A 227-nucleotide genomic window follows, 5' to 3' on the forward strand; every position below is an offset into this window, starting at 1 on the left:
AGAGACGGCCGAGACCTTCCTGCGCAACTGGTTTCCGGCACACATGCTGGAGGCAAATGACCCGGCGGTCGCACCGTTCCGCCGCGCGCTGCTGGCAACGCCGCGCGAGGGCATCATCGGCGGCTGGACTGCCGTGCGGGATTCAGACCTGCGTCGCACCATCGCGCTCATCTCGCATCCCACGCTGGTCATTGCGGGCCGGCACGATACGGTGACGTCTGCACGCC

Annotated in this window: 1 protein-coding gene; it reads left to right on the plus strand. The window is 67.8% G+C overall.

Features of this window, described 5'->3' with window-relative positions:
- Window positions 1-227 (plus strand): alpha/beta hydrolase (locus G3I42_RS33030; protein WP_239096840.1); only part of this gene is annotated, 227 nt, incomplete at both ends.

Source organism: Streptomyces sp. SID11385 (assembly GCF_010548245.1).
Taxonomy (GTDB): Bacteria; Actinomycetota; Actinomycetes; order Streptomycetales; family Streptomycetaceae; genus Streptomyces.